The sequence below is a fragment of the Maribacter forsetii DSM 18668 genome (genome assembly GCF_000744105.1).
Taxonomy (GTDB): Bacteria; Bacteroidota; Bacteroidia; order Flavobacteriales; family Flavobacteriaceae; genus Maribacter; species Maribacter forsetii.
Genome location: NZ_JQLH01000001.1, coordinates 2,282,067 through 2,306,260 on the forward strand (window position 1 = coordinate 2,282,067; position 24,194 = coordinate 2,306,260).

Annotated in this window: 23 protein-coding genes; 8 read left to right on the forward strand and 15 right to left on the reverse strand. The window is 34.3% G+C overall.

Annotated elements, in window-relative coordinates; genetic code table 11:
- Nucleotides 1-141 precede the first annotated feature (141 nt).
- Nucleotides 142-1,155, forward strand: coding sequence for a hypothetical protein (locus P177_RS09560; RefSeq protein WP_036154242.1), 1,014 nt, complete (start codon nucleotides 142-144; stop codon nucleotides 1,153-1,155).
- Between the two features lie 35 nt (nucleotides 1,156-1,190).
- On the opposite strand, the gene P177_RS09565 is transcribed toward P177_RS09560, so the two are convergent.
- Nucleotides 1,191-2,999 carry a glycoside hydrolase family 2 protein gene (locus tag P177_RS09565; RefSeq protein ID WP_036154244.1) on the reverse strand — a complete coding sequence of 603 codons (1,809 nt, stop codon included), beginning with the start codon at nucleotides 2,997-2,999 and terminating at the stop codon, nucleotides 1,191-1,193.
- A 192-nt stretch (nucleotides 3,000-3,191) separates the two neighbouring features.
- Between P177_RS09565 and P177_RS09570 the strand changes: the two genes are divergently transcribed.
- Nucleotides 3,192-5,600 carry a TonB-dependent receptor gene (locus tag P177_RS09570; protein ID WP_051941785.1) on the forward strand — a complete coding sequence of 803 codons (2,409 nt, stop codon included), beginning with the start codon at nucleotides 3,192-3,194 and terminating at the stop codon, nucleotides 5,598-5,600.
- Between the two features lie 4 nt (nucleotides 5,601-5,604).
- Nucleotides 5,605-6,444, forward strand: coding sequence for a DUF4249 family protein (locus P177_RS09575; protein WP_036154246.1), 840 nt, complete (start codon nucleotides 5,605-5,607; stop codon nucleotides 6,442-6,444).
- Between the two features lie 121 nt (nucleotides 6,445-6,565).
- Here the strand turns inward: P177_RS09575 and P177_RS09580 are convergent, their stop codons facing one another.
- The 9 genes from P177_RS09580 to P177_RS09615 form a co-directional block, all read right to left on the reverse strand.
- Nucleotides 6,566-6,898, reverse strand: a complete 333-nt coding sequence (locus P177_RS09580) for a hypothetical protein (protein WP_036154249.1) — start codon at nucleotides 6,896-6,898, stop codon at nucleotides 6,566-6,568.
- 62 nt (nucleotides 6,899-6,960) lie between these two features.
- Nucleotides 6,961-7,383 carry a hypothetical protein gene (locus P177_RS09585; protein WP_036154251.1) on the reverse strand — a complete coding sequence of 141 codons (423 nt, stop codon included), beginning with the start codon at nucleotides 7,381-7,383 and terminating at the stop codon, nucleotides 6,961-6,963.
- A 264-nt stretch (nucleotides 7,384-7,647) separates the two neighbouring features.
- Nucleotides 7,648-8,001 carry a hypothetical protein gene (locus tag P177_RS09590; protein ID WP_157486518.1) on the reverse strand — a complete coding sequence of 118 codons (354 nt, stop codon included), beginning with the start codon at nucleotides 7,999-8,001 and terminating at the stop codon, nucleotides 7,648-7,650.
- A 149-nt stretch (nucleotides 8,002-8,150) separates the two neighbouring features.
- On the reverse strand, nucleotides 8,151-8,291 hold the full coding sequence (locus P177_RS20075; RefSeq protein ID WP_157486520.1) for a hypothetical protein: 141 nt from the start codon (nucleotides 8,289-8,291) through the stop codon (nucleotides 8,151-8,153).
- Nucleotides 8,292-8,591: 300 nt separating this feature from the next.
- Nucleotides 8,592-9,194, reverse strand: coding sequence for a YkgJ family cysteine cluster protein (locus P177_RS09595; RefSeq protein ID WP_036154254.1), 603 nt, complete (start codon nucleotides 9,192-9,194; stop codon nucleotides 8,592-8,594).
- Nucleotides 9,195-9,426: 232 nt separating this feature from the next.
- Nucleotides 9,427-10,068, reverse strand: coding sequence for a hypothetical protein (locus P177_RS09600; protein WP_036154256.1), 642 nt, complete (start codon nucleotides 10,066-10,068; stop codon nucleotides 9,427-9,429).
- Between the two features lie 17 nt (nucleotides 10,069-10,085).
- On the reverse strand, nucleotides 10,086-10,742 hold the full coding sequence (locus P177_RS19405) for a hypothetical protein (RefSeq protein ID WP_051941786.1): 657 nt from the start codon (nucleotides 10,740-10,742) through the stop codon (nucleotides 10,086-10,088).
- Between the two features lie 231 nt (nucleotides 10,743-10,973).
- Nucleotides 10,974-11,939 carry a Fic family protein gene (locus P177_RS09610; protein ID WP_036154258.1) on the reverse strand — a complete coding sequence of 322 codons (966 nt, stop codon included), beginning with the start codon at nucleotides 11,937-11,939 and terminating at the stop codon, nucleotides 10,974-10,976.
- A gap of 163 nt (nucleotides 11,940-12,102) precedes the next feature.
- Nucleotides 12,103-12,843, reverse strand: coding sequence for a DUF1853 family protein (locus P177_RS09615; RefSeq protein WP_157486521.1), 741 nt, complete (start codon nucleotides 12,841-12,843; stop codon nucleotides 12,103-12,105).
- Nucleotides 12,844-13,852: 1,009 nt separating this feature from the next.
- Here P177_RS09615 and P177_RS09620 point away from each other — a divergent pair.
- The gene (locus P177_RS09620; RefSeq protein WP_036154262.1) at nucleotides 13,853-15,004 is read left to right on the forward strand and encodes a vWA domain-containing protein; all 1,152 of its coding nucleotides are present in this window, start codon (nucleotides 13,853-13,855) and stop codon (nucleotides 15,002-15,004) included.
- 15 nt (nucleotides 15,005-15,019) lie between these two features.
- Nucleotides 15,020-16,489, forward strand: a complete 1,470-nt coding sequence (locus P177_RS09625; protein ID WP_036154263.1) for a MoxR family ATPase — start codon at nucleotides 15,020-15,022, stop codon at nucleotides 16,487-16,489.
- Nucleotides 16,490-16,549: 60 nt separating this feature from the next.
- Here P177_RS09625 and P177_RS09630 read toward each other — a convergent pair whose 3' ends face one another.
- The 3 genes from P177_RS09630 to P177_RS09640 all read right to left on the reverse strand — a co-directional run bounded on the left by P177_RS09630 (nucleotide 16,550) and on the right by P177_RS09640 (nucleotide 19,460).
- Nucleotides 16,550-18,013 carry a sensor histidine kinase gene (locus tag P177_RS09630; RefSeq protein WP_245233021.1) on the reverse strand — a complete coding sequence of 488 codons (1,464 nt, stop codon included), beginning with the start codon at nucleotides 18,011-18,013 and terminating at the stop codon, nucleotides 16,550-16,552.
- Between the two features lie 29 nt (nucleotides 18,014-18,042).
- A complete protein-coding gene (locus P177_RS09635) occupies nucleotides 18,043-18,741 on the reverse strand; it encodes a response regulator transcription factor (RefSeq protein WP_036154268.1) in 699 nt (232 codons plus the stop codon).
- Nucleotides 18,742-18,974: 233 nt separating this feature from the next.
- Nucleotides 18,975-19,460, reverse strand: coding sequence for a hypothetical protein (locus P177_RS09640; protein WP_036158155.1), 486 nt, complete (start codon nucleotides 19,458-19,460; stop codon nucleotides 18,975-18,977).
- 296 nt (nucleotides 19,461-19,756) lie between these two features.
- Here P177_RS09640 and P177_RS09645 point away from each other — a divergent pair, with 296 nt between their 5' ends.
- The 3 genes from P177_RS09645 to P177_RS09655 all read left to right on the forward strand — a co-directional run bounded on the left by P177_RS09645 (nucleotide 19,757) and on the right by P177_RS09655 (nucleotide 22,403).
- A complete protein-coding gene (locus tag P177_RS09645) occupies nucleotides 19,757-20,542 on the forward strand; it encodes a tRNA pseudouridine synthase A (protein WP_036154270.1) in 786 nt (261 codons plus the stop codon).
- Nucleotides 20,543-20,576: 34 nt separating this feature from the next.
- Nucleotides 20,577-21,671 carry a magnesium/cobalt transporter CorA gene (gene corA, locus P177_RS09650; RefSeq protein ID WP_036154272.1) on the forward strand — a complete coding sequence of 365 codons (1,095 nt, stop codon included), beginning with the start codon at nucleotides 20,577-20,579 and terminating at the stop codon, nucleotides 21,669-21,671.
- A gap of 189 nt (nucleotides 21,672-21,860) precedes the next feature.
- Nucleotides 21,861-22,403 (forward strand): hypothetical protein, encoded by a 543-nt coding sequence (locus tag P177_RS09655; protein WP_036154273.1) that lies wholly within the window; start codon nucleotides 21,861-21,863, stop codon nucleotides 22,401-22,403.
- Nucleotides 22,404-22,473: 70 nt separating this feature from the next.
- Here the strand turns inward: P177_RS09655 and cysM are convergent, their stop codons facing one another.
- Together cysM and epsC are read right to left on the reverse strand one after the other, a co-directional pair.
- Entirely contained in the window at nucleotides 22,474-23,358 is an 885-nt protein-coding gene (gene cysM / locus P177_RS09660) for a cysteine synthase CysM (protein ID WP_036154275.1), read from the reverse strand.
- On the reverse strand, nucleotides 23,351-24,142 hold the full coding sequence (gene epsC / locus P177_RS09665; protein WP_036154277.1) for a serine O-acetyltransferase EpsC: 792 nt from the start codon (nucleotides 24,140-24,142) through the stop codon (nucleotides 23,351-23,353). Before epsC ends, cysM begins: the two co-directional genes overlap by 8 nt.
- Nucleotides 24,143-24,194 lie beyond the last annotated feature (52 nt).

A 24,194-nucleotide genomic window follows, 5' to 3' on the forward strand; every position in this document is an offset into this window, starting at 1 on the left:
AATACAAAGCTAAAAAAGCGATTAATGTTTAATTAAACATTAATCGCTTTTTTATTTCAATGACTTCATTACTAAGTGAATATAAATTTTATATCTTTAACTATCCCTCAGAATGTTTCATTTTAAAACCACCACCAAATTATGAAATCATCTGTTATTTTTCTTAGAGTATTTCTACTAAGTTTCATATGGCTACTTTTCACTTCATTTTTTAAATCACATCATTTTAAACCAATATCTATAGAAGATAATTCAGAAGTTTTAGAGCTGAATACAGACGGACTCTATTACGCTGAATTTTACGATTATATTTTCCGTGGTCATTTCGAAGAACTTGACGTTAGTAGAGATGACATGCAATTTCTACTAATTTTTGGGCAATACTTAAGGGCTTACGGTGGGCAATGTGCTAATTCGTTACCAGCAAATAAAGTAGAAATTATGAATCAAACCTGTGCAACAGAAGAGGTGACTACCGATGGCTACGGCATAGAGGTGAGTAGAATATGTGTTGAATACGTTTGGGTAGGTAGCGGATTGTATGCAAAGCCAGATTTATATGATGCTAAAATGGAAATTGAAGGTAAACAAAGAGCGAATGGGCTAGGTACGATGATGAAGATGATTACCGACCCTAATAGCATGGGTAATTCTGTGGATATGGCTCATAAGGCAACGGGACTTAAAAATGACATGTCTAAAATTTTTAAACTTAACCCATGTGATAGTCCCGGTTTAAAACGCTTTGAAGAAAACTTAAAACTTTTTGCGCTGAACGAACCTGGTATACGAATGAATGAAGACAGTAAGTATACTACGATGAAAAAGTCTGGCGGGCCAACAGGCAATCAAAACTTTGGTAAGTTGGTTGATGATTTGGTTTATGATCAATCTCAAACATGGTCTTTTAACAGATATACTAAGGGAAGTATTTCTGGAGTAACAACATCATCTCGTGACACCCAAGGCAGACCAATGGTGTTAAGTGCCAATTATAACTTTTCCGGGTTTAGTGGTAATAGCAAAGGATCTGTGCGTATTACTTTTAAAAACGGATTGCCTAAGTGTATCTATTTCTATGATTTTCCGCAAAATTGTAAAACACCGAATAGCAGTATTCTATCTTCGTATGTAGAAGGAAAATATGCTAACTAAAAATTTTAAATTCTCAGTTAGCATATCTAATAGTATTATCTCTTATCCATTTCAAGATAATACTCTTGTAAGGTGAAAAAAGCCTTCTTCTTCATGCCTTGTTCAGAGATCAATCCTTTTCTATTGAAATCATCTTGAATTCGTCGTAGTGGACGTCTTGATGAACGAAAGTCCATCAAAATCCATGGAGATAATCCTGACATAAAATCGATGTTTTTCATCATTTCAATATTAGACTTAAAGAGTTCATCTTGGTATTCTTCTGTCCATCTTTCATTTTTATCACCATGTAAGCCATATAAAGCCCCACCGCCAATTTCACTCATGATCATTGGTTTGTTGTAAGCACTTGCCCATTTAATACTACTACATGAATCTAAATCACCATAATACCATCCGCAATAATTATTGATCCCAATAACATCAACGACTTCACCTAACGGGTCTTCTATTAAATTACCATCATCACCCTTGCCTTGCGTATCTAAAGCAGCTGTAATTAATCGTGTATCATCTAATTGTCGTGCTTTTTGGGCTAAATTTCCTATAAACGATAAACGTGGCTCACTTTCAGGTGTTTCATTTGCCATAGACCATAAAACCACCGCAGCTCTGTTTTTATCTCGGGAAATCATCTCGGTCAATTGATTTTCAGCATTGGCGTATGTGTCTTCATTATCGAATTGTATGGTCCAATACACGGGAATTTCTGACCAGATCAAAAAGCCCATTTTTTCTGCCTCTTTCACCATTGCCTCGGAATGTGGATAATGTGCCAGTCGTAAAAAATTGCAACCCAATTCTTTTGCCCAGTTCAATAGTACTTTGCATTCTTCGGCAGATACAATACGACCTGTTTTAAAGGCTGCTTCTTCATGAATGCTAATTCCTTTTAAAAAGGTTTCCTTACCATTGACCAATATTTTTGAGCCGTCTGTAGAAATATTTCTAAATCCTATATGATCGATTAGTTTATCAGTACTGGTTTCAATTATTACCTCATACAATTTAGGCGATTTTGGAGACCATAATTTAGGTTTGGCTTTTATTGAAAAAGAAGCTTTTCCATTGGTAACTGTTGCCTTTACTGTTTTCTTAAGTTCTGGTATTTGAATGCTTAACGTTTCGCCATCATCAGAATTTGCTACAGCTACCCAGCCATTAATGGTATTATATTTCCCTTTCTCCAATTGAACTGAATAATCGGATATATGCTTTTTAGGAACGGTAACTAAATGAACAGACCTAGTTATACCACCATAGTTCCACCAATCTTGGTTTACGGTAGGTACATTTTCTTTTTTACGTTTGTTATCGACTTTAACTACAACAAAGTTATTTCCTTCAACGAGCTTATCTGTGACATTAAATTGGAACGGAGTGTAACCTCCAACATGTTTACCAATTTTTTCTCCGTTCAAATAAACGATTGCTTCATAATTAACTGCTTCAAAATATAGAAAGCTTTCTTCATTTTTAGTGGGCGTATAATTGAAATCTTTCTTGTACCACAATGTGCCTTCATAGTAGTATAACTTATCCATTTGGGTGTTCCAATCTCCTGGTACATTTAACTGAAGGCTGGTATCGAAATTATATTCTATAAGGTCAGAAGGCGATTGCATTTTTGCATTCTTAAAATAACCCTTATCATACTCTTGCAGTCTGTGATTGTAAAATCCGTTTTCTAATGGATCTACGATAATATCCCATTTTCCATTTAATGATGTCTTTTGTCTGGCATCTATATTTTGAAGTAGATCAGCGTATTCCGTTTCTTGAGCAGCAATGGATATGCTGAAAAATATAAAGAAAAGGAGCGGAATGTTGGTAAGGCTTTTCATTTGGTAAGCTGAGTTTTTAGTTTGGCTCGAAATTTACCGTTTTAATTAAAAACAGGGCATATTTTTAAAACATTATTGTGTTTAAAATATGACCGTCAATGTTAGCATTTTCTTAAATATTAATTTTTGGTGTAACATTTTTGAAAGGATATAGTCATATTGCGGTATTCATCAATCAATTAAACAAACAACATGATTAAAAAAGGAAAGCGTAAAGTGCGCTTAAGGTGGCTTAGCGTCACAAGTATTATTATTTTATTACTTAGTTACACTCCGGTTTTAGCTCAAGAAAGCTATACCATAAGTGGTAAAATAACCGACATTGACAACGGTGAAACCCTTTTTGGGGCTTCCGTTTTTTTAGAAGGTACTAGTATTGGTGTAGTGACCAATGAATATGGTTTTTATTCCATTACTGCCCCAAAAGGTGAGTATCGCTTACTCATTACCTATATGGGGTATGCTGATATTAAACAGGATGTAAACCTGAACAGCAACCAAAACATCAATTTTGAAATTTCTGAAGTTTCTACCCAATTAGATGAAGTAGAGGTAACGGCAGAGGAGTCTGAAATTGCCGTGCTGCGTAAACCCGAAATGAGTGTTCTTAAAATGAACATTGAAACCGTAAAACAAATGCCGGTGGTTTTGGGCGAAGTAGATATTCTAAAGTCCTTACAAATGTTACCGGGTGTTACCAATAATGGTGAAGGAACTGGCGGTTTTCATGTACGTGGCGGTGCTGGGGACCAAAATCTTGTGCTGTTAGATGAGGCTATTATTTATAACACATCGCACATGTTCGGTTTCTTCTCGGTCTTCAATGCAGATGCCATAAAAGATGTAAAACTGTATAAAGGTGGTATTCCCGCACGCTATGGTGGTCGTGTTTCTTCGGTTTTAGATGTGAGACAAAAGGATGGAAACAGTAAAAGGTTTGCCGCCACGGGTGGTATTGGCATAATATCTAGCCGTTTGGCGCTTGAAGCTCCGTTATTCAAAGAAAAGGGCTCTTTTTTAATTGCGGGTAGACGTTCGTATGCCGATCTATTATTGAAAGCTGCCGGACAGGATAACAGTGTTAGCTTTTACGATTTAAACCTTAAAACGAATTATAAGATCAATACGAACAACCGACTTTTTCTTTCCGGATATTTTGGTAGGGATGCTTTTGAGCTGGGAGAAAACTTTAGTAGTTCGTATGGTAACTCCACCGCAAACCTTCGTTGGAACCATATTTTTAACGAAAAACTGTTTTCTAATCTTTCCCTTATCTATAGTAAGTATGATTATGAATTGGGCATTACTTCGGCTGAGTTTGATTGGGTGTCGTCTATTACCAATTACAATCTTAAATATGATCTTAAATATTATTTTAGCGATAAATTCAAACTGGATTTTGGCGCAAGCGGAATATATTATCAGTTTGATCCCGGCGAGATAAAGCCAACTTCTGAAACCTCTGCTGTAAATCCTTTATTGTTAGATAATAAAAAGGCTATCGAAAGCGGCGTCTACGTAAATGCCGAGCATAAATTGACAAATAAAATAACGGCTCAATACGGGTTGCGTTATAGTGCGTTTACAAGATTGGGTGGTCAACCCATGACGGAATATGAAAATGACCAACCAGTAGTCTACAATTCAAACTTAGGTATATATGAGCGCGGTACTGCAATAGGGGAGACGGTTTACGATAATGGAGATGCCATTAAATCTTTTGGAAATTTAGAACCTAGAGCTTCACTTGCCTATACAATTGATGATAATTCTTCATTAAAAGCTGGTTTCTCTAGAGTGGCGCAATACATTCATTTGTTATCGAATACTTCTTCTGCAACTCCTTTAGATGTTTGGGCACCAAGCGGACAATATATAGACCCTCAACTATCTAATCAATATGCTTTGGGCTACTTCCGTAATTTTAAGAACAAAGCTTATTCTATGGAAGCTGAAGTGTACTATAAGAATACCGATAATAGAATTGATTATATAGATGGTTCTGACCTTATTGGGCAAAATACCATTGAAACCGAAATATTAAAAGGGGAATCTAGAGCATACGGATTGGAGCTATTGTTCCGTAAGAACGAAGGTAAATTTACAGGGTGGATTGCTTACACCCTTTCCAAATCTGAACAGCGTACCCCTGGTGGAAATGCTGGTGGACTCGGTATTAACGACGGTAATTGGTACAACACGCCTTATGATAGAACGCATGATGTTTCTGTTTCGGGGTCATATAAATTAAACGATAAATGGAGCTTTGGTACCAATTTGGTATTTCAAACGGGTAGACCTGTTACGTATCCTAATGGGCAATATGAGTATGAGGGTGTTTCCATTGCCAGTTATTCCGACAGAAATTCCGATAGATTGCCGGCCTATCATCGTTTAGACCTATCGGTGAACTATAAACCGAACAGAAAACCAAATGCAAAATTAAAAGGCGAGTGGGTATTGGGTATATACAATGCCTATAATCGTAAAAATGCGGCATCGGTTTCCTTTGGTCAGAATATAGAAACAGGAGCCAATGAAGCTACCAGAACCGCCATTTTCGGTATTGTACCATCCATCACCTATAATTTTAAATTTTAATTTCATGAAAAACTATATAAAACTATTGCTAGCCCTGTTCACGGTTGCTATAATCGGCTGTGAAGATGTTATTGATGTTGATGTACAGACCGATACTTTACGCTTGGTGGTAGAGGCATCCTTAGATTGGGAAAAGGGAACTACCGGTAATGAGCAGTTGATTACCCTACGTACGTCAACACCTTTTTTTGAAACCGAAAGCACCAATGTTACAGGTGCGGAAGTTACCGTGACCAATAACGCTACGGGAGAAGTCTTTCTTTTTACCGATCAGAATAACGGCACATACACCACAAGTACCTTTGAACCACAATTAGAAGCGACATATACCTTAGAGATTTTGTATGATGGCGAACGATATGTTGCCGAAGACACCATGAACCCCGTACCTGATATTACCGATATTTACCAGGATACGGAAGACGGATTTGATGATGAAACCATTGAGTTACATATTGTATTTACCGATTTTGAGGAAGAGGGCGATAATTACCTTTTTAAATTTGAAAGACCACAAGACCTGTTGCCAACATTGGAAACTGGCGATGATGAATTCATAAATGGTAACGAGGTTGATTGGTGGTATGAAATTGATGATGACGAGGACGAAGAAATAAAACCGTTATTACCTGGCGATGTAGTAAATATCAGCATGCACGGTATTTCTAGATCATATTTTAACTATATAGATATTGTTATAGACCAAATGGGCGGCGTAGGTATTTTTGAAGCTACACCGGTTGATGTAAAAGGGAACTGCATTAACACCACCAACCCAGATAATTATGCCCATGGCTACTTTAGGGTTACTCAGAAAAATACGGTAATTTATACGGTAGAGTAGAAGGTATTAAATGTAGTAGTAGTAGTAGTAGTAGTAGTAGTAGTAGTAGTAGTAGTAGTAGTAGTAGTAGTAGATAGCCAAGCCCAATGTATGGTTTGGCTTTTTTTTGATTTTCTCCTAATTACTGTAAACCATCACTCATAAATTTCCAGTTTCTTATGTGTTCAGCTTTACTTTCATCAAAACACCTTTTTACTTCATATCTATTTAAATATTCACTATCTAAAATAATAGGTTCATCTATTTTATATTTTCCATCAGTGAAATATTTAGAAAATCTTTTCCTTAGGACAACTGAGGCGTGTGTTTTTATAACATCTAGTTCTAAATTCAGTTCGTCAATTCTTAATTTACAATATGCTATTACCTCAGGTTTGTAATCACTATTTGATTCGATGATTTCTATTAATTCATAAGCACCCAAATGGCTATAATATTTATCTAAATCAATCATCGAATTATAATATAAATCTTATATAAAAAATTGGTTATAGGGTTGTATTAACAAATGTTATTTTAAGATAACCATTTAAAAAAGGTTATCATTCCAATTATACTGAAAATCACGACAAAAACTAGAGAAACTACACACCCTATTCCAAGCATTTTACTTTTCCAGCTTTCATTTTCCCTTTGCTTTTTAGGTTTAATCTTTCCACTATTTTTTTTTGTAATTTTTATATATTGAAAGGGATTACTATCAATTCCATCTATCCAATCAAAATCGGGATTATAGACTTCCATTTCTCCTTCGTCAAATTTTCTCTTATCAATTTCCCTGACCGCTTTTAGAAATTCTTTAGCGTAAAGCAACAAACCAGATTTATTCCCTTTAGCAAAACCAAAATCTTCATTAAATTCAGAGTCAAAATAGGCTTCTGATTTAGAGTATTCATGCTCTATTTTTTTAATGATTTTGTCTAATTCTTCGTTGGTCATTAATATTTTCTAACGGTTGGGCTCGTATGTTTGGTTCTTAGTTTGAATATACTATAATTATACACAGACCTTTCGGTTTTGCCCTATAGTCCGCATTACGTATAGCATTTGTGCCTGTTGCACAACCATAAAATAAGCTTAAAAACCTATTTTTTTAAGTTTATCAATATCATAAACAGCTGGTTATTAGATGTTTAATTTTATTAAACCATCTGAATTTCATCTATTTATTTTATAAAAGGAGTTGTGCAACGGTTACTTTTGTTAGCTAAAGTTTTTATAGAGTGTAATTCTTTTTTTTGTTGCAAGATTTTTCAGTTTAAGTTTTTCTGTTTTATTTTTTAGGATAATAAATTCTCTTTTTAATCTTTCGCCAATTTTAACACCTGTAGAAATCTCATAATACTTCTCAAAACTCCAACCCTCATTTTTTTTAATGTTGAACATTTCGTAGTCTTTTTTGACGTACTCTGTATTGTCTTCCAAGTCATATATTATGATTAGTTTGTCACCTAAAACTTCATAATCACCTTCCTCAATTATTCCGACATCAGTTATGAGTTCCGATATAAATCTTCCGTTTCCGTCAAAATCGAGACATCGAGTAATTTGTCCCATAAACTTGTTTTTAAAGGACCAACAATACTTTCCTTCAATACTTTGTCCATTTACAGATACGTATAAAAAAAATGTCACTATTAAAAATGGTAATTTCATTATTAAATTCTTCTCCGTGTCTTTTTTCAAAATTTTAGCTAACGGTGCGGCTATGGCAAGTAGGGCAGGCAAGGAAACTTTTCGTTTCCGTCTGGTCTGCGAGCCAGAGCTTTTTGATTTGTAATTATTTTTTCTTTTTTAATTGCCAAATCCAAAAGATTTGGCGGACTTTGCAAATATACCCAAGCCATTAAGTTTAATACTTTATGCCCTATTTGCTATAGGTATTGTGTGTGCCCAGTATGGGCATCTTTACCTTATAGCAATATAAGGATTTATTTATCGAATTTAGAGATGTCCTAAAATGGGGAAGCCTACAGGTCCTTCTTTAAAACGTCTAAAATTAGCTTTCCCTTTCTGAGCGGACCAAAAAAAAGCCCCGTAAAGAGGCTTGTATAAATCCGTTTTTTCAGGGATTAATGACTTGTGCAACGGTTACCATTGTTAGGCAATGTTTTTTTATTCCACTTGCTCACTCTTAAAAACATTTCTTAATTCAATTTAATCATTGGATGAGGCTTGAAGATTTTATTAAATCCAAAAGTTCTGGAAATCGCAACAGGCAAATATCTCAAGGTTGAATTTGGATTTTTTATTAGTTTTTCAAAATGATAATTTCTTATTTTTTTAATGTTATTTGTTGATTCTTTTAAACCATCTTTTTCACATAGGGTAGCTGATTCTAATTCAATATGCGAACGACAGGATAAAGGTCTTACTTCATATATACTGCAAAGATTATTTACCAAAAAAGGACACGCTAGTCTATCCTCATTTACTTTTTCTCTATAAGCTCTGTTAGCGTGAGATACATCGTCAACAGTTTTAAGAGATTCAAAACCTGCAAAATGTTCATTAAAATGGATTGACCAATCCATTATTTGTTTTCTTACTTTTTTGTATAAATCTGAACCAATTCTATTATTGATATACTCGGCAATTGGTAATTCTTCGCACGCGACTATTTCAATTGGTTGATAACAACAATGAGCACAGCCTTTTCTACACATATTATCAATTGACCCAATAACTTTATCTAAATCATTATGGACACTTTTTACGTTTTTTAAGATTGAAGTAAGATTGGAATTCATTTTAATGCAAATTTTGTTTTTAAATATTGCCTAACGGCTCAGTGTATGAAACGTAGCGTGTAAAAAGACGCTAATTTTTCGGATTAACACAGAGCCGAATTTTTATATTTTGTTTTTATCTTATCAATCTTAAAAGCCAAATTTAAAAATTTGGCGGTCTTTGCAAATAAGCAGAAACCTTTCGATTTAGCACTTACTAGCTATGTTTTATACACGTTGTTACCAGTAGTTTTTATTTATTTTCTCTTCTCAACGTTAGGTTTTTAGATAACTTTTCTTTCAAATCATCATAGTTCATTGTATTAGAACTTTTCCATTCATTTAACACTAACTTATCTTCTTCGGGCATTGTTTCTATTTCAATTCCCAAAACTATATATGCTCCATCTTCAATAGGTAATGATGTTTTAATAAAATCATCTACTTCTTTAATTAATTCTAGACAGGTATGCATATTCTCTGAATCAAATTTCAGTTCCTCGTCTGTCATATGATATGAATGAATATATGTGCTTACTCTGTATTGTAAATCCTTGGATTTTTTATAATTGTAATATTCGTTTCCAAAATCAAACAATTCACAAATAGCTTGAAAGAATAACTGATATTTGTGCTTTAAACTTCCAATCTTCTTGTTTACTCTATCAATACCATTTTTGGGTTTTGAATCTTCAATAATCTGTTCTCGTTCTTCACTTTTAACAGAGTGTAAGATTAAATTTAAATCTAAAAGTTCGAGAGCAATTCTACATTCTAAACAGGCATAAATAAGAGATGAGGAATTTTTATGTGTTTCGGCTATAAGTAATAATTCTTGAACCTGACGTAGTAGGTAAATAGGGTTATTTATTCTAATATCTGGTTTGTACTCCATTTCTTATTTAGTGATTTCTATGCTCTTATTCGTGTAATAAAATCTTGGACTCCAGAAATTAGAAGTTTGACCTGTTCGGATTCGTATTCTTCATAGTTTCCGTGAGCTGTATTATTACGTAAATCTAACCAGGCGGTTACATTTTTTTGGTCAAGTAATTCATAAGCTCCAGCCTTTGTTAAATCGGCATTTAATTTATTCGCTTTTACAGGTTTTCCATTATTCTCAAATGGTACAGAATGTTTAGAAGCAACTTTTCTTAAATGACTTTCCAAAGTAGAACCAGCAATTACTGCTGACGCATCTTTATATCCATTTTCATTTAGATATTTTGACATTTCTAGAAAATCAGAAAACACTTCTGAATGAACAATTTCTGCTAAATTTTGTAAATAGCCTAACTCCAAATCTTCATTCAAAGCTTTCACAACGCCAATTACAGAAGATGTGTGTAAGTGTAAATGAGGTTGTTTTTGAATTATTCTTTGGATTTCTAAACTATAGGTAGAGTTAACTCCAGAAATTCGATGAACTGAAGCAATTCCTCTAGTCACTAAACTTTGTCTATCTGCTTTAGGCAAATCACTTAAATCGTTGTGCTCTGCTTTTCTACCCATTTCATCAAACTTTTCAATGATGGAATCTAGTTGTTTCTTAAAAAGTTCGTTATTCATTCAATTCTGTTTTTCAAATTACTGGTAACAATTGTATATGTGCACAATTACACATATTCCATCTATAAAAGTAATCTAATTCTCACCCACATAAAAAAAGAGCTGTCAACATTTATTAACAGGTATTTGAGTATTTAACTAAGAAATAATTCTTACCACCATACTACGAAGAACTTCTCATATGTGGTGTTGTTTTTCTTCATCCAAACCACGGGAGCACTTCTATTTCGATTAATGACTTTTATCCCCAATTATTGAATATGTTGTTTTGTTATGTGCTCCTCTTTTTGAGAATATTCCTAATTCAATTCCTATGTTTAAATCTCTTGTAGCTGTAGAAGAAGAAATATCCTTAAAAATATTCATATAATCTTTTCTGGTGAATTCAGTTTTATTCAAATATTTAAAATAATCTAACCGATCAGTTCTATTAAAATTTCGATTATTAAAAGTTAACAAGCTGTTTAGTGAGTTGTCAATAATTTCAAGCATATATTCAATAAACTGAGTTGAATTTCCAAGCCCGTCGCATTCTGATAATGTTTTGTAATACCGGGCCTGGTCAGCGCTGATTAAGGTTTCAAAAGGAAGATATTCAAAAATAGGATACTTATCGGTCAATATTAATGTTTGCCATAATCGTCCCATTCTACCATTTCCATCTATAAATGGATGGATAAACTCCATTTCATAATGAAAAACACAGCTTTTAATTAACTCAATTTCTTCCGTTTTTAAATAATCGAATAAGTCTGCCATTAAAAACGGTACTCTATCATACGGTGGAGCTAAATGTTCAATTTTAGAACCTTTTACAATACCTACACCTTGTTTTCTGTATGCTCCCGGTTTCTCTACTAAACCAGTCATTAATACCTTATGAGCTTTCAAAAATGATTTTCCGTTAGATGATTCGTAGTTTTCTAAATCCTCATAAACGTTAATTGCATTTAAAGCTTCTTGAATGTCTTTTTGAGGTCCAATTACTCTTTTATTTTCAAGTAAAGCAGTAATCTGTTCTTCGGTAAGCGTATTTCCTTCTATTTTTAGTGAGGAGTGTATTGTCTTAATTTTGTTTTGCTTTCTTAGTGTAGGAGAGGGTTTGTCTAAAAAGTTGGCATTTATTTCTCCTAATTTCTCTGATATAGCTGAAATCAGTTTTAATATTTTGAGAGTAATATCATAAGGTGGTTTCATGCTGATGCTATCAATTGATGCTATCAAATATACAATCAGTTATTATTTTATGAAGCTTTAACGTGTTATTTATTGTTATAACTAATCGAAATCTAGATAATTAAACATACTAAATATTTAAAACTGTCTAATCAATACCTTCTAAAAATTTAATATTCAAGAATCACCACCAAACCACAAAAAACTTTTCAAATTCAGTAGCACCTTTCTTCATCCATACCATAGGAGCACTTTTATTATTTAGACGTTCTGTAATGGTTATAACAATTTCATCGTGAGAAACCCATGCGACTTCTTCAAATGGATGAAATACCCATTCACTTTTAGTAGGTATATAGAATTGAAATGAAGAAAATCTATTTTCATTAAAATCTTTTAGTCGCAGCCAATAACCAACAATACAATCTGCATTAAATGGGGCTAGTTGTAAATTATCCTCTTTATATGGTTTAAATAGTTGTGCTTTAAAACATACTTGTTGTTTAATATTTGTAGTATCTATTTCTTTCTCTAATAGTACGGATCCTCCAATGTCAGTATGTACTAAAGAGAATTGATTGTTTTTGATTTTTTGTAGTTTTTTATAAAATGCATCGCTTCTATTGGGTCCGACTAATTGATGAATTGGGTTCTCTATTTCCACGTCAATTAAGTAAAACTTATAGGTAAGTTCTACGTGTATCAATTGCCGTGTTGCGGTTTCTTTCAGTATAAAGTCTATTTCTCCAATGGTTTGTTTACCATCTCGTATGGGTAAATTATGAACAAGCACATCATATGCATCACTTTGGTCTAAAAACTGCTTACATACATATTCCATCTGATGCCCCAACCGTAAATTCTCTGGAATGGGACTGGGCACAAAACTATTTATCGCTACTTCAGGAAATTGAAACTGAGGCACACCAAACTGTTCACCTTCCCAAAGTGGCGGAGTGCTTAAAAAGCCTTGTATCTGTTTGATTAATGTTTGTTGCTTGTTGATGGTTTATCTTTTTAGTTGTTGGTTGTCCGTTGATGGTTGTCGTTTGTCGGTTGTCGGTTGTTGGTGTTTTGTTTTTCGCTGTTCGCTTTTCGTTAATCGTTGTTCGTTGTTAGTTAATAGTGTTTGTTGAAATATCAATACTGCATACTGAAAACTGAAACTGAATACTGAATACTGAAACTGCCAACTGATTATTGCTAATTGTTTATTGTCAATTGTTTATTGCTAATTGTCTCCCGTAGTCGAAGTTACTTCATTTAAACGTCATTGCGAGCATAGCGCGGCAATCTGTAGATTAGGTACACGAAACAAACAGATTGCTTCGTCGCTAAAAAGCTCCTCGCAAAGACGAACTCTTTTGCGCCATTTGCAATCCGCCATTCGCTAATCGCCGCGCGCCTTTCGCTATTGTTGTATCATGCCTACTGAAACTGCATACTGAAAACTGAAACAGCCAACTGATTATTGCTAAATGTTATTTGTCTCCCGTAGTCGAAGTTACTTCATTTAAACGTCATTGCGAGCAAAGCGCGGCAATCTGTGGCTTTGGTACACGAAACAAACAGATTGCGTCGTCGCCAAAAAGCTCCTCGCAAAGACGAATAATTTTGCGCAATGCGCTAATCGTCGTACGCTTTTCGCTATCTGTTAATCGTTGTTAGTTGTTCGTAAATAAAATTATTGAATACCGGTAACTGAGCGTAGCCGAAGTTACTTCATTGAAACACTAAGCGCCACGCGAAAAGCGCACAGCGTATTGCGTTCAGCGACCAGCGTACAGCGTCCAACTCAATACGGTCAACCATCAACGGACAACCAACAACAGCCAACCGACAACAGTCAACGATCAACCAACAACGAACAACCAAATACGTTAACATTTCCCAAAAGGCGAGGGCATCCAACCTAAAAGTGTTAATTTTATAGTATGGCTATGAATATAAGAAAGGGGTTCCGCTTTGAAACTTATGAAGCACCCGAACAATCAGTTTTTGATAGGCTGTTCGATATTTTCCAAGAGCTTATTACACATACTTCTGGAGATTTTGACGAAGCTATTGATTGGTTACGAGAATTAGACAAGGAGTATGAACTTACTACTGAAGACTATACCATTGAAGACTTTATTGAAGAATTAAAGGCAAAGGGTTACATACGCGAAGAGTTTAAAGATGGCGGTGGCGACGCACAAGACGGCGAAGAAGGTTCCGGTGGCGGAGATATCTCCATTACCGCAAAGATGGAACGTATCATTCGTCAGCGTGCTTTAGACCAAATTTTTGGTAAACTTAAAAGAAGTGGTGCCGGTAATCATAAAACTGGTAAATCTGGACAAGGAGATGAACATACGGGTGACCTTAGGGAATACCGTTACGGCGATGGTCTAGAAAACATATCTATGACCGAGAGTCTTAAAAACGCTCAAATCAATCACGGTGTAGGTAGTTTTCATTTAAGTGAAAATGATTTGGTGGTAGAAGATACCCAACACAAAGCGCAGATGAGTACCATACTTATGATCGATATTAGTCATAGTATGATTTTGTATGGCGAAGACCGAATTACTCCTGCTAAAAAAGTGGCTATGGCTTTAGCAGAGCTGATTACGACCAGATACCCAAAAGATACTTTAGATATTTTGGTATTTGGTAACGATGCCTGGCCTATACCTATTAAAGATTTGCCGTACTTAAAAGTGGGTCCATATCATACCAATACAGTGGCTGGTTTACAATTGGCGATGGATATGCTTCGTAGAAAGCGAAATACCAATAAACAGATATTTATGATTACCGATGGTAAGCCAAGTTGTCTTCGCATGCCAGACGGTACGTATTATAAAAACAGTGTTGGCTTAGATGATTTTATTGTGGAGAAATGCTATAATATGGCGCGCCAGGCTCGTAAGCTTCATATACCGATAACAACATTTATGATCGCTCAAGATCCTTACTTAATGCAATTTATTCGACATTTTACCGAAGCGAATAAGGGGAAGGCTTTTTTCACTGGATTAAAAGGATTGGGTGAAATGATATTTGAAGATTACGAAGCAAACAGAAAAAAAAGATTGAAATAAGACCAAAAGAATACTATGAAATTAGATTATAAAAATATACATACGTTGGGAGCCTTAAAAGCTGCCGGATACGAAACTAAAAGTGTAAAAGATGAGTTGCGAGACAATCTTGTAGAAAAAATTAAGAAAGGAGAAGATGCTTTTCCTGGGGTTTGGGGTTATGAAGATACTGTAATTCCGGAATTAGAGCGTGCTATTCTTTCCCGTCATAACATTAATTTATTGGGACTTCGTGGTCAGGCGAAAACACGTTTGGCGCATTTAATGGTAAATCTGTTAGATGAATATATACCGGTTGTAGAAGGTTCTGAAATTAATGATGACCCTATGAAACCGATGTCTAGATTTGCCATGGAGCTTATCAAAGAAAAAGGTAATGATACCCCTATTACTTGGATGCATAAAGATGAACGTTTTGCTGAAAAATTGGCTACGCCAGATGTTACTGTGGCAGATTTAATTGGAGATGTAGACCCTATAAAAGCGGCAAATCTAAAATTGTCATATGCAGATGACAGAGTGATTCATTTCGGGATGATTCCTCGTGCCAACCGCTGTATTTTCGTGATTAACGAACTGCCCGATTTACAGGCACGTATACAAGTATCTTTATTCAATATTTTGGAAGAAGGAGATATTCAGATACGTGGATTCAAATTGAGATTGCCTTTGGATATTCAGTTTGTATTTACGGCTAATCCAGAAGATTATACGAATAGAGGTAGTATCGTTACTCCGCTGAAAGATAGAATTGGGTCCCAAATTTTAACGCATTACCCAGATGATATTGAGATAGCTAGAAAAATTACCGAGCAAGAAGCTAAGTTAGATTCTAGACAAACAGATGCAGTTTATGTTCCAGATTTAGCAAAAGACTTATTAGAGCAAATTATATTTGAAGCTCGTGATAGTGAATACGTAGATGCTAAAAGTGGTGTTAGTGCACGTACTAGTATTACCGCTTTTGAAAACTTATTAAGTACCGCAGAGCGTAGATCATTATTGAATGGTGGAAATAATACCATGGTTCGTTTGAGCGATTTCTTAGGAATCATTCCTGCAATTACAGGTAAAATAGAATTGGTGTATGAAGGAGAGCAGGAGGGAGCCGACGGAGTTGCTGGTATTCTTATAGATGATGCCGTAAAAACATTGTTTCCAAAGTATTTTCCGAAAATCAATAAACTTGAACGTAAAGATGAAGAAACGGTTTATGATGAGTTGTTACATTGGTTTTTTCAAGGAGAAGGCTTTGAGTTGATGGACGACTTCACTGATGAAGAATATAAACGTGCTTTAGATGGTATTCCTGCTTTAAATCAGTTATTAAAAGACCATCAGCCAGATTATGATGCTAAAGATGTATACTTCTTAAAAGAATTGTTGTTATGGGGATTGGTTTCCTTCAAAAAATTGAACAAACAAAGATTCACCGATGGGTTCGAGTTTAAGGATCTCTACAGTAGTTTCTTGAAAGATATCTAAAATCAAAAAAGCCCTATTCATTACCAATAGGGCTTTCTCTTTTTCACAGCAAAATTAAATTCATTGTAATTGATAAGCGGGCAGTTTAAATATGAAAGAACTTCCTTCATAGGGTTTACTTAAAACTACGATTGTGGTATCATGTAAATCCATTATTTTTTTGACTATTGCCAAGCCAAGACCTAAGCCTCTTTTCTGCGTACTTTTATCTACTTGTTTATACCTGTCAAATATAAAAGGTTGGTCGCTTACAGGTATTCCGTTACCAGTATCTGTAATATTAATTTCAATCTGTTTGCCCATTTTAACTAGACTCAACGTAACCTTTCCATTAGGTTCCGTATACTTTATGGCATTTTCAATTAAATTCTGTAGTGCTCTTTCAACCAGACCTATATCTGCATGTACCATGCAATTATCTTCAGGGTTTTCTAATTGAAGGTGAATTTGTTTTTCCTCCGCTAGAAGTCTGAATTTAGCAATCAAATCATGAGAAAGTTCGGTAATAGAAAAGGGTTCTTTTATAGGTGTAACCTGTTCAGCTTCTAATTTTGAATACTCAAACAACTGGTTTATTAAGCTGGAGAGCTTATCAATATTGTTATGTGTTATTTGTAAATATTCTTCTTTTTGACTCTCGGTCAGTGTATCTTTTTTGATCTGTAGCGTTTCTATATATCCCTTTAAAACAGCTAAGGGTGTACGTAAATCGTGAGATACATTGGCTATCAGTTCTCTACGTAGATTATCGACAGACTTCATTTTGTCCATGTTATCGACAATGGTATCTGCCATTTCATTAAAAGACAAGGCTACCACTTCAATATCTGATTGCTTAGGATTTTCAATTCTAATATCTAAATCCCCTTCTTGAAACTTACGTACTGTTTGTGTAATCAACCTTAGATTTTTGGTCAAGAACCAAATACTCAATATGCCTATCAATGCGGCAAAAACCATGGTCAATAGTATGGCTCCAATACTCAATTTAGTAAAGTAGGAGCTAAATAAATTATCGCTGATCAGGGCTAATTGCTTACCGGCAACAATAATGTATATATAACCTTCATGCCCATCAATGGAAAATGGTGCTGCTGAGAATATATTTTGCTCATCAGGATTTAAGGGGTCGTCTCCCAAAATAAATTCTTGTCCGCCAGTATCAATATATTTTTTAATAGGCTCTAAAGCCACCGACTTCATAGGCTCATTTTCATTATGCTCAAGTACAACAGAATACAGAATATCACCTGATTTATTCAATAAGTAAACTTCAATGCCGCGATTTACGGCCATCATATCGTGCATTAAATCTCCAAAAAGTTCTTTATTAACATTACCATCTTCTAGAAAGGGAGCGGCATTTTGAAATTTTTCTTGTATAACATGATCTGCAACATTTGCATTTACTCGCTGAGTAATTGCCTTGTTGTAATTTAGTGTTAGGTAGCCTGTAATAAAAATATACGAAGCTCCCATAAGTATGATAAGAAATATGAAGGCTACCCATAGTTTCTTTATCAATTTAGGAGTAAGAGTTTTGCCGTTATTTATCATGCTATTATCTCTTCATTAAATTTATACCCTACACCCCAAGTGGTTAAAATGTAATTTGGGTTTGCCATATCAGATTCTATTTTGGCACGTAATCTATTGATGTGCGAGTTTACGGTATGCTCATACCCTTCAAAGTTATAACCCCAAATAATATTTAATAATTCTGTTCTAGTGTAGTTTCTGCCAGGGTTTGATGCCATTAATACCAAAAGTTCAAATTCTTTTGGAGATAGCTCTATTTTATAATCCCCTAAAACTACTTTACGTTTGTCTATGTCTATTTTTAGTCCTTCCGCAAGAATAATAGAAGTGTCTTCTTGTTTCTTTTCTACTTTATTGGTTCGTCTTAAAACTGCCTTAATTCTTGCCAATAACTCCCTTATGCTAAACGGTTTTGTCATGTAATCATCTGCACCGATTTCTAGTCCTAAAACCCTGTCAATCTCTTCAGACTTTGCAGTAAGCATAATTACAGGAGTGTTTTTTGTAGCACGTAATTTTCTACATACTTCAACTCCGTCTAAACCTGGTAATGTTAAATCTAATAATATTAGATCATAATCATTTTCTAAAGCCGATTGCAAACCTTCATTACCATCCATTGCCATGGTAGTTTCATAACTAACATCTGATAAATGAAGTTCTAATAGCTTGATGATTTCCGGATCATCCTCAATAATTAATATACGTTTCATAGTGGATTACGAATTAAGATAAAAAGTATCACAGAAAAATCACATTGCAAGTAAAAAGAGGGATGCAAGGCAAATTTGCTTCGTATTAAGTCGTATAAAAACTTGTTAATTACATGAGTATCTAATAATTATTCATCATTTAATACCTTGTCACAAGTGAATTGCCCATAATTTAAAAGCAAAAAAAAACCTCGATAAGAACTTATCGAGGCTTGGTATATCTTATTTTATTTTTAATTGTTCCAATGATCTACATGCTGGTTCATGTCATCAAAAATGTAGGTGCCTACCATCTCTTTTCTATAAACAATTGCCAAGAAGGTTACTAGTAACAGAACGGCATAAAGTGCAAGTATTATGAAGCCGATAGGCAAAAAGCTACTTGGTATAATGTGATTCTCAAAATCTGAATAGCTAGATAACATTATCATCGTGTCTACCAGCTTATATATGTATACCAATGATATGCCATAAAGAGCATATTCTAATGTTCTCATAGGCGGATCGCTCAGTTCATTTTCATTAATTTTAAACCAAAGCACGTATAGAAATACAAGGTGAATGATGGATAAGATCGGGAAGAGGTAATTATCAATATTAAAAAAGTAAAACTTGTTGGTATACAACCCGTAAAAACTAAAAATGTTCAATAAAAAAATTACGACTATAGATGTAATTAATGTTCGCTTCCAGGTAAGTAATCCTTTAATAGAATTCATAAAATTAGTTTTAATTGGTTCGGGAGAATCATAGTTTCTTTGCAATTACGGGGAAGCTTAGTTATTACCTAAAACAATTCGATGAACGGCTAACTTCGTTGTTCAAGTCATTGGTTTTAAGTGAACCATACATTAATATTACTGCTTTTTAAACAAATTAACAATAAAAAACTTATAATAATTTTGTAGGAATATTTAGTAAAATTACTACCTGAATTAATGGCTCAAAATTAGAATTTATGAATACAATTATATGTGGTTACAGGTTATGTTTATAATGTAATTACATTTACATTATGAAGAAACAACGTTTTTGTTATTTAGTACGCTTACAGTATTTGGGATTTAGGTTTAATGGTTGGCAAGTGCAACCAAAGCTTAAAACTATAGTAGGTATGCTGAATAAAACTTTTATATTTTTATACCCCAATGTTCCATATAAAATTTTAGGTGCCGGTAGAACAGATTCAAAAGTATCTTCTCTTGATGGTGCTTTTGAGCTTTTTGTTGAGGAACCAATTTTAAATCTTGACATATTCCTTGTTAATTTCAATAAAAACCTACCCTCTGACATTAGGTTGCTTTCCATTGAATCTGTTGATCAAAGCTTCAATATTATTAAAAACAGTAAAACAAAAGAGTATCATTATTTTTTTTCTTTCGGATCAAAGAACCACCCATTTAGCGCTCCTTTTATAACTAACTATATAGATGAACTTGATTTGGAATTAATGAAACAGGGAGCAACATTATTTACAGGTACGCACGATTTTAGTGTTTATACCGCGGCGTTAAAGCCTAATACCATTACAGTACGTGAAATTGATTCTTGTACCATTGTGGCAAACGATGTTCTCACCGCAAACTTTTTTCCTGAACAAAGTTATATTTTAAAGGTTGTAGGAAGCGGATTCATGAGATATCAGATACGAATGATTATGGGGGCTTTAGTGCAGCTTGGCAAGAACGAGCTCACTTTACATGAAATCAAAGAATCTTTAATTGCAGGGTCTTCTCAAAAACTAAATACAATCGCTCCGGGGTCTGGTTTAATGTTAAACCAATTACACTTCAATAAGTAGAACGTAGTTTTAATATATTTATAAAAAATTGTTCATGGCTACAAACAAGAAACTTAATTTCCCTAAAAGAAAAAAGAAGAAATCTCGTCAGCAAAACAAGCTTGGTAAAGCTCCTGGAACCATTAGTTATATGGGCGATAAGGAGCGAAGTGATAGTGTCATATATAGCACAACTTACAATGCTAATGGATTTGAAACCAATCAATATGATGATTTAGACCAGTTTATTAAAGAAGATCGTTCAGATAAAATAACTTGGGTGAATGTAGTCGGTATTTCAGATGAGCCTTTTATAGAAAAACTAGGTAAACACTATAATTTGAACCCTTTAGTACTTGAAGATATTGTTAATACCGAGCAGCGACCTAAAATAGATGAATATGACGATTATATTTTTGGCATATTTAGAATGCTTTATATTTCTGAGCAAGAAGAAATTATAGGGGAACATATTGCCATTGTTTTACATGAGAATACGGTCTTGGTTTTTCAAGAGGTTAAGGCAGATGTTTTCAATGGTTTGCGTGAACGAATTACCGGTAAGCTAGGTCGTATTAGAACTAGGGGAGCTGATTACCTGTTTTTTGCCTTACTAGATGCTATTGTAGATAATTATTTTTTAGCCATTGAAAACCTAAATAATAGAATTGAGAGTTTAGAAGAAGAGGTCTATCAAAACCCAGAGCCTATTGTAGCCCAAAATATACAGCAATTAAAAAAAGAGATTCTAAAAATTAGAAGGTGGATTTACCCTGTAAAAGAGTTAATTAGCAGGTTAATAGATTCTGAAAATCCTAAGATTACTAAAGACACGAAATTATTCTTGCGCGATGTTTTGGATCATGCCATAGAAATCAACGAAAGTTTACAGATTTACCGTGAAATGTCTATGAGCTTAATGGAGATGTACATGAGTAATATGAGCAATAAAATGAACGAAGTTATGAAGGTATTGACCATTATGGCATCTATTTTTATTCCTTTGACTTTTATAGCAGGTATCTACGGTATGAATTTTGACCATATGCCAGAGCTTCATTATAAATACGGATACTATGTTGTTTGGGTGGTAATGATTCTATTATTTGTGGGGATGATGTTCTATTTTAAAAAGAAAAAGTGGTTATAATTTCTTGCTTTTATTAAATCTTTACACTTAATAAATCTCATTTTTATAAATCAAATCCATTAATTATTAATTTTAATGGGTTACTGATTATTTCTGTTTTCATATACCTTGCCAATATCTAAAATATTAGATATGAAAGGCTTAAAGTTATTTGTGAATTAAGTCTATCATTAATTTAAAACTTTATATATGAAAATTAGAACTATGTATATGTCGATTGCTGGACTGTTGTTACTAACAGGAACGGTAATGGCTCAAGAAAAAGATCAAGAAGTATTGGATACCAAAATCTCAAAATCTTATACCGTAAACGATGGTAAAAAATTAGTAAAGAATACAGTTGAAATTACCACTAAGCGTTTAAACACCATTGAACGATCAAAAGATGATGAAGGAAAAATTGATCAAGATAGGGTAGTGGATAGTGTTTCTACCATTATTAAAACAGTAAATATAGATAACGACGACGACGATGCCTTTGATGAAAAAATAGTGTTTAGCTATGATTCGAAAACTCCAGAAGATTTTGTTTTAGTTTCTAAAAACAATGAATTGGTGGTAGCTATGAACGAAGGGGACAATTTAAAGGTTGTTGAAAATATAAGCCTTAAAAGTAAAAAGATGATGAATAATAAAACAACTTATGTATTTACTAATGAACATGGTGAAAATTTAGAGTTTTTGGTTGAAGAGTATAGTAAACCTAACGAAACTGCCATGTTAGAGAAATAGTATTCTAATTTCCAGAATGCAAAAAAGAGCCGTTATTACGGCTCTTTTTTTATTTTATATTGTCTGTAGTTTAGTCGAACAGGTTAGATGATAGATAACGATCTCCACGGTCACACACTATAGAAACAATAACCCCGTGGTCTATTTCTTGCGCTAGACGTAAAGCTATTGTTGCCGCACCACCGCTGCTCATGCCTGAAAAAATACCTTCTTCCTTGGCTAATTTTCTAGCCATAGTTTTGGCTTCTATTTCATTGACTTCCATAATACGATCTACTTTCTTTGCATCGAATATTTTTGGCAAATATTCTTGTGGCCATTTTCGAATTCCTGGTATGCGAGCATTGTCACTTGGTTGAGCCCCTACAATTTGTATGTCACTGTTTTTTTCCTTTAAAAAAGTAGAGGTGCCCATTATGGTACCAGTGGTTCCCATAGCAGACACAAAATGTGTGACTTTACCTGCTGTGTCTTTCCATATTTCTGGTCCGGTAGTATTATAATGTGCTTTCCAGTTATTTGGATTACCAAATTGGTTCATCATGATATAACCCTCATTCTTTACCTTATTTTCAGCATAATCACGAGCTCCTTCAATACCTACATCAGAAGAAGTCAAGGTAACTTTTGCACCATATGCCTTCATAGTTTGTACACGCTCTATAGTAGAGTTTTCTGGCATGACCAATTCAATATCAAGACCATATATGCCCGCAATCATAGCTAAGGCTATACCGGTATTACCACTTGTAGCCTCAATTAGTTTATCATTAGCAGTAAAATCGCCGTTATCATAACCGGTTTTGATCATGTTGTAAGCGGCGCGATCTTTTACACTACCGCCAGGATTGTGTCCTTCCATTTTAAAATAAACGGATACATTGGGGTTTGTGTTCAATACTCTTGACTCTACTAACGGGGTATTGCCAATTAAGGATAATAATGAATTAGACATGGGGTAAAGTTTTAATTTTAATTTCTGGTGTATGAAAAACAGTAGAATGAGCAGGAACCGAAGCTGTAATCCAAGCATTACCTCCAATGATACTGTTTGCTCCAATAATGGTGTCTCCTCCTAAAATGGTAGCATTTGCATAAATGGTTACATTGTTTTCAATAGTTGGATGACGCTTGGTCTTTTGTAAATTTTTGGCAACAAAAAGTCCGCCCAAGGTTACGCCTTGGTATATTTTTACGTCATTTTTAATTATGGCAGTTTCGCCAATGACTACACCTGTACCGTGATCAATGTGAAAAGATCTTCCTATTTCCGCTCCGGGGTTTATATCTACCCCTGTTTGTCTATGAGCATATTCTGTCATTAAACGGGGTACTAAGGGGAATCCCGTCCTGTAAAGTTCATGTGCCAATCTATATACGGAAATTGCATAAAAACCAGGGTAGGCCATATATACTTCCTCAATGGATAAAGATGCAGGGTCACAATTAACGGTTGCCTCCGCATCTAGATTTAAGCTTTCCAGAACTAGAGGTAACTTTTCTACATAATTCTCCCAAACCTTTTTACAAGGTTTGTCACTTTCCCAACATGCCAAGTCTACTAGTTCGTCAAATTGCTTTTCAAGTGCTTCTAAGCTTTCCGCTACGGGTGTTTCAATATCAAACAACATATAAAAAAGAAGGTCGGTAAATTTCTCGGTATTCTTCTTTAAACGAAATCTTAAATTAGGTTGTTTCTTGTGGGTATTAATCTTTTCGATAATAGATCGATGGTCCATGGTTCTTCATTAGTTCATCAAAATTAACCAAATAAGTAAAAGTACTTCTCAT